General features: G+C 73.4%; 6 protein-coding genes. 5 read left to right on the top strand and 1 reads right to left on the bottom strand.

Annotation, left to right across the window (positions count from 1 at the left end; genetic code table 11):
• The 4 genes from ETD85_RS59325 to ETD85_RS59305 form a co-directional block, all read left to right on the top strand.
• Positions 1-1,388 (top strand): alpha/beta hydrolase (locus tag ETD85_RS59325; RefSeq protein ID WP_138698598.1); only part of this gene is annotated, 1,388 nt, incomplete at its 5' end.
• Between the two features lie 139 nt (positions 1,389-1,527).
• Positions 1,528-2,007: a GNAT family N-acetyltransferase gene (locus tag ETD85_RS59320; RefSeq protein WP_379507816.1), complete on the top strand. Its 480-nt coding sequence runs from the start codon at positions 1,528-1,530 to the stop codon at positions 2,005-2,007.
• A 619-nt stretch (positions 2,008-2,626) separates the two neighbouring features.
• Complete coding sequence (gene coaE / locus ETD85_RS59310; RefSeq protein WP_138698596.1) at positions 2,627-3,229, top strand: dephospho-CoA kinase; 603 nt, start codon at positions 2,627-2,629, stop codon at positions 3,227-3,229.
• A gap of 165 nt (positions 3,230-3,394) precedes the next feature.
• Positions 3,395-4,816, top strand: a complete 1,422-nt coding sequence (locus tag ETD85_RS59305) for a glycoside hydrolase family 43 protein (protein ID WP_138698595.1) — start codon at positions 3,395-3,397, stop codon at positions 4,814-4,816.
• Position 4,817: 1 nt separating this feature from the next.
• Here ETD85_RS59305 and ETD85_RS59300 read toward each other — a convergent pair whose 3' ends face one another.
• Entirely contained in the window at positions 4,818-5,645 is an 828-nt protein-coding gene (locus tag ETD85_RS59300) for an SDR family NAD(P)-dependent oxidoreductase (RefSeq protein ID WP_138698594.1), read from the bottom strand.
• 74 nt (positions 5,646-5,719) lie between these two features.
• Here ETD85_RS59300 and ETD85_RS59295 point away from each other — a divergent pair.
• Positions 5,720-6,204 (top strand): TetR/AcrR family transcriptional regulator (locus ETD85_RS59295; RefSeq protein WP_138698593.1); only part of this gene is annotated, 485 nt, incomplete at its 3' end.

Genomic DNA, 6,204 nt, shown 5'->3' with positions numbered 1-6,204 from the left:
GGCCTGGGGTGCCGAAGAGGGGCGGGCTCGCGTGGTGGGACTGCGGTGATCGGCTGCAGTGCGCCAAGCTGTCCGTGCCCGTCGACTGGGCCAGGCCGCGCGCGCCCCGTACCGAGATAGACGTGGCCAGGATGCCCGCGCAGGACCCGCTGCGCAGCCTCGGCGCGCTCGTGGTGAACACGGGGCCGGGCTCGACCATCCAGGGCGTGCGCGCCCGGCCCGACACGGTGAGCGAGCTGACCCGGTGGTTCGACGTGGTGCTCGTGGAGCCGCGCGGCCTCGGCGACCGGGACAGCGCCGCCACGGTGCGGTGCTCGGTGGCCCAGCCCGACCCCGCCCGCCTCCAGTTCGCCCCAGGAGCGGCTGAGTGGCGCTCCTACGCTCGCGACAACGCCGCCTATGACAGGAGCTGCCGCATCGCCGCCGGGCCCGCCTACGCGGGCCTCACGTCCTGGCAGGTGGCACACGACCTCGACGCCCTGCGCGCCGCGCTGGGCGAACCGCGGCTGCGGTACTTCGGCAACGCCTACGGAGCCGTGTACGGGCAGGCGTACCTGGAGCTGTTCCCGCGCAGGGCCGGGCGGATGTACCTGGAAGGCGTCCCCGACCACACCGAGACCAGCCTCGGACGGCGGCTGATCGCCCACGCGCGGGCCACCGAGCGGCAGCTGTACGCCTTCCGCGACTGGTGCCGGACTCGCCTGGGCTGCCCGCTGGGCGGGGACGACGCGGTGGCGGTGTTCGACGACCTGATCGACCGGGCGCCCCTGCCCACGAGGGCGGGGCACGCGCTCGACGCCCGCCGGACCGCCGCCGCGGTCGCCGCCGGGCTCACCGCCTCCCGCTGGCCGGAGCTGGCGCGGGCCATGTCGGCGGCCAGGGCGGGCGACGCGAGCGGGCTGGCCGCGCTGGCCGCCGTGCCGGCCCCGGTGCTGCCGGGCACGGCCGACCGGGCTCTGCTGTGCCACGACTTCATGCCCGCGGTGCCCGGCTACCGGCGCTTCCTCGCGATGGAGTCACGGCTGCGCGCCGTGGCGCCCCGGGTGGGCTGGACCCGGGGGCGTCACGAGGTCGGCCGGTGCCTCGGGATGCGCCAGCCGGCTCCGAGCTGGCCGCCGCGCCCGCTGAGCCGGGCCAAGGGCTCGTCGGTGCTGATCGGGATCGGGCGGCTGGACGATGTCACGCCGTCGTCCGGGGCGGCCAGGGTGGCCGCCAGGATCCCGGGGGCGGCGGTGCTGTGGCACGGTGACGGGCCCGGCGCGTACCTGCTCCACGGGGCCGCCAAGCTGCGGGCCACCTGCCTGCGCACCCGCGTGCACGACTACCTCGTCAACGGGGTGCGCCCCGAGCCCCGTACCGACTGCCCGGGGGAGCTGACGGAGGGCTGAGAGGGACCTTGAGGGGGCGTGCGGCGGCGCACCGGGCTCGGCTCCCGGTCTCCGGGCTCGGCTCCCGGCCTCCCGGCTCGGCTCCCGGCCTCCGGGCCCAGCTCCCGGCCCCACGGGGGCGGGCCCGGCCGATAGGGTGCTGCGGGTGACGATCGAGCGGGCGGTGGCGGCGGACGCAGGGGAGATCCTCACCCTGCAGCGGGCGGCTTATGTGGCCGAGGCCCAGCTCTACGGCGACCCGTACATCCCGCCGCTGATCGAGTCCCTGGAGCAGGTGCGCAAGGTCATCGGCAACGCCGTCGTGCTCAAGTCCGTGGACCTGGGCCGGATCGTCGGCGCGGTACGCGGGCAGGTGGCCGGGACCACCTGCCTGGTCGGGCGGCTGGTGGTGGCGCCCGACCGCCAGGGGCAGGGCCTGGGCACGGCCCTGCTGACCGCCCTGCACGAGAGCGTGCCGGAGGCGACGGCGTTCGACCTGTTCACGGGGCACCTGTCGGAGGCGAACCTGCGGCTCTACCGCCGTCTGGGCTACCGGGAGACGCATCGCGAGCGGATGGACGATCACCTGACGCTGGTGCACCTGCGCAGGCAGCCAGATCGATCCCCTCCTCCGCGGTGATCAGGGCGCGGCCCATGTCGTCGTCGACCCAGTTCCAGCCCCAGCGCCACTCCGAGCCCGCCGGGTGCTCGGCGTTCAGGCGGTCGAGCGCGGCCTGGAGCGCCGGTGCGGGCACCACGATCTGGTGCCTGCCCCGCCACGGCACGTGGACGGGCGGCGGGATCGGCGGCACCCGGACGCCGCGCTCGCGCAGCGCCTCGACCACCTCGGCCGGATCCAGCCCGAACAGGTGCAGCGGCGTCGCCTCCCGATCCCACGCGTCGTGGGCCAGGGCGACGAGCCAGTGCTCGGGCGCCGGGCTCCTGCGGCCCTCGGCCAGGGCGAGGCCGGTGGCCACGCCGAACAGCTTGTAGAAGGCCGGGTTGGCGAAGCCTCCCGAGCCGTGTCCCGGCTTGGCGTGGTGCGGCAGGCAGGCGAGGGCCCGTTCGCGGTCCAGGCCGGCCTCGGCCAGCACTTGCCCGGCGAGCGAGTCGCCGGCCAGGAGGGCGAGCACGATGTGGGGCGGGCCCACCCAGTCGTCTCCGGCCGCCGCGGCCTGCTCGTGCGCGATCCGTACGATGGGGGTCAGCATGCCTTCGATGATGACCCCGTACGCGCCGATGGTGGATAGTCTTTTGCGGTGCTGATGATTGGGCTCACGGGCGGGATCGGATCCGGCAAGAGCGAGGTGTCCAAACGGCTGGCGGCCAGGGGCGCGGTCGTGATCGACGCGGACAAGATCGCCCGGGAGGTGGTCGAGCCCGGCACGCCGGGGCTGGCGCGGGTGGTGGCCGCGTTCGGGGAGGAGATGCTCCGGCCCGGCGGATCGCTCGACAGGGAGCGGCTCGGGAGCGTCGTGTTCGCCGACTCCGAGAAGCTCGCCGCCCTCAACGCGATCGTCCATCCCCTGGTGGGGGAGCGGGTGGCGCAGCTGCAGAGCGAGGCGGCCGACGACGCGATCGTGGTCTACGACGTGCCGCTGCTGGTGGAGAACAACCTCGCCCCGATGTACGACGTGGTCGTCGTCGTGGACGCGGCCGATGACGTCCGGGTCAAGCGCCTGGCGGAGCACCGGGGCATGGCCGCGGCCGACGCCGAGGCCCGCATCGCCGCTCAGGCGAGCCGGGAGGAGCGGCTGGCGGCGGCCGACGTGGTGGTGTCCAACGAGGGGTCGCTGGAGGAGCTGGACGCGCGGGTGGGCGAGGTCTGGGACGAGCTGCTGGCCCGCGCCGCACGAGGCTGACGGCAGAGCATCGACGGCTGACGGCCGGGAGCCGGGGCCCGGGAGTCGAGGGCTGAAGGCGGGCGGCCGTGAGCTGAGGGCTGAAGGCGTTGACGGGGTGACTTCCGTCCATGACGATCTGAAAGATCGCCCGGAAAGGGCGCGCAGATCGTGGGAGGACCGCCGATGCCGCGTTCATCGCCCTGGCGCGCCGCCATGGCCGCAGCCGCAGCGATCGCTCTGGCCCTGAGCGTGGCCGGGGGAGCGAGCCCGGCGGCCGCCGCCGGGAGCGCCGCGCTGGCGCAGTCGTTCCGCAATCCGGTGAACCCGGGAGCCGACCCGAGCCTGATCCACCACAACGGCGCCTACTACGTCGCCACCACGCGCGGCGACCGGATCGGGATCTGGCGGTCGCCCAGCCTGGCGACCCTGCCGGCCGCGCCGGAGCAGGTGGTCTGGCGCGACGGCGACGCGAGCCGCAACACGCAGATGTGGGCGCCCGCCTTCCGGCACGTCGGATCGCGCTGGTACGTCTACTACACCGCCTCCGACGGCGTGGACGCCAACCACCGGATGTACGTGCTGGAGTCGGCGGGCGACGACCCGATCGGCCCGTACGCGTTCAAGGCCAAGATCGCCGACTTCGGCGAGTACGCGATCGACGGCGAGCCCATCACCCACAACGGCCAGTCATACTTCGTCTGGACCGGCCCCGGGCGCGGCCAGGGCGGTCCCGCGCAGCTCTACATCGCCCGGATGAGCAACCCCTGGACGGTGACGGGCGGCCGGGTGGCCATCCCGGCCTCCGGCGGCTGCACCGAGGTCCGCGAGGGGCCGACCCCGCTCTACCGCAACGGCAGGACGTTCCTGACCTACTCCACCTGCGACACCGGCAAGCCGGACTACCAGCTGTGGATGAAGAGCATCGCGAACGGCGCCGACCCCATGGTGGCGGCCAACTGGACCCAGCACGCCGGGCCGGTGTTCGCGCGCGACGACGCGACCGGCGTGTGGGGGCCCGGGCATCACTCGTTCTTCCGCTCGCCGGACGGCACCGAGGACTGGATCGCCTACCACGGCAAGAACACCAGCACCTACACCTACGACTTCCGCACCACGCGGGTGCAGAAGTTCACCTGGAACGCCGACGGCACCCCGAACTTCGGGCGCCCGCTCGCCGCCGGCGCCACCCAGCAGTTGCCGTCCGGCGACCCGGGCGCGGCCACCTCGGTGCTCAACGACTTCGACGCGCAGGTCGCCTACGCCGGCACCTGGCAGTCCGGCTCCGGCTGCGGCAACCAGTGCTTCTGGGGCAACGACCACTGGAGCGGCCAGGCCGGCGCGACCGCCACGGTCAGCTTCACCGGCACGCGGGTCGCCCTGCTGAGCGTGCGCGACCGGGGCAACGGCATCGCCGCCATCTCCATCGACGGCGGCCCCGAGCAGCGCGTCGACTACTACAGCGGCCTCCGGGTCGGCGAGCACCTCAACTACCTCAGCCCGGTGCTCGCGCCGGGCCCGCACACCCTGCGCGTGCGGGTCACCGGCGAGCGCAACCCCGCCTCCGGCAGCACCGTGATCAGCATGGACCGCATTGAGGTGTACTGAGTCAGGGGCTCAGCAGGTGCCGGGTCTGCTCGTACAGGCGGCGGGCGTTGCCGGGATCGAGGGTCGGGGCCGAGGCGGGCACCGGCGTACGCCGGTCGTAGGCGAGCAGGCCCCGGCCGGGCGGCGGGTCGTCCATGAGCTCGATGATCGGCTGGATGCTCTTCCCGACCGGCTGGCCCACGACCTTGGCGAGCAGCTTGATGATCGCCTTGGCGGGCTGCTTCAGGCTGTCCGTGCCGCTGTCGGTGAAGCCGGGGTGGTGCAGGAGATAGCGCGTACGCCCATCCGGGTGGTTCGCCGCGTACGCGACCCCGAGGAGGTCGGTGGCCCGGCCGCCCTGCAGCATGGCCTTCACCGAGCCGTAGCCCTGCCGGAGTGACAGGTCGTCCCAGTGGATCCGGCCCTTGGTCACGCCGACGCCGCAGACGTTCACGATCATCGGGTTCTCGCCCTTCTCCAGCAGGCCGGTCAGGCCGTGACCGAGCAGGAGGCGGCTGACGTAGTAGAGGGCGAAGGTGCCCTCGAACCCGTCGGGGGTCTCCACGCGCTGCGGGAAGTGGCGCATAGCGGTCAGGACCAGGCCGTCCAGCGCGTCGTGCCGGGCCTCGACCTCCTCGATCACGCGCCGGTTCGCCGCGACCGAGGTCAGGTCGGCCTGGATGAACGCCGCCCGCGACTCCGCCCCGAGCGCGGTGGCATCGTCGAGGAAGCGCCGGCCCTTCGCGGGATCGCTGCCCACGACCGTCACCTGGTCGCCTCTGTGCAGGAAGTGCAGGGCGAGGCCCTTGCCCATGCCGGTAGTGCCACCCGCCACGACATAAGTCCGCATATTTCGTCCTTTAAGTCATCGAACGCTGACTTGACGGAAGGTAGCACAGGGCGGGCGTATGATGTCAACGGTCGATGACTAGCGAGGGGGAGTCCGAGGTGGCGCGCAAGAGGGATCGGGAGGCCACCAGGGAGCGGCTGCTGGAGACCGCCAGGGTGCGCTTCGCCCGCGAGGGCTACGACGCCACCAGCGTCCGCGACATCGCCGGGGACGCGGGCGTCGACGCCACCTTGATCTTCCGGTACTTCGGCTCCAAGAAGCAGCTCTTCGACGCCGCCACGGCCGCTCCGGAGATCCCGCACGACCTCCTGGACGGGCCGCCGGAGGAGCTGGTCGCCCGCATGGTGCGTTCGGTGGTCTTCGCCGACTGGAGCGCGTACGGCGGCGAGCACCCCCTCGTCGCCATGCTGCGCTCCTCGGCCCACGAGGACGCCAGGCTGCGCATACGCCAGGAGGTCTGCGACACCTACGTACGCGTCCTGGCGGACCTGGCGGAGGCCGGGGACGGCGGAAAGCCCGGCGACGGATCCGGAAGCGAGTCAGGCGACCGGGCGGGGGA

The sequence above is a fragment of the Nonomuraea zeae genome (genome assembly GCF_005889725.1).
Classification (GTDB): domain Bacteria; phylum Actinomycetota; class Actinomycetes; order Streptosporangiales; family Streptosporangiaceae; genus Nonomuraea; species Nonomuraea zeae.
Note: the sequence above shows the minus strand (reverse complement) of the source record. Positions and strands in the feature narration are given on the sequence as shown.

What these genes read in the sequence shown, in the direction of transcription:
- ETD85_RS59305 (WP_138698595.1), top strand. Translation starts at nt 3,395, where the DNA reads ATGCCGCGTTCATCGCCCTGGCGCGCCGCCATGGCCGCAGCCGCAGCG.
- ETD85_RS59300 (WP_138698594.1), bottom strand. Translation starts at nt 5,645, where the DNA reads ATGCGGACTTATGTCGTGGCGGGTGGCACTACCGGCATGGGCAAGGGC.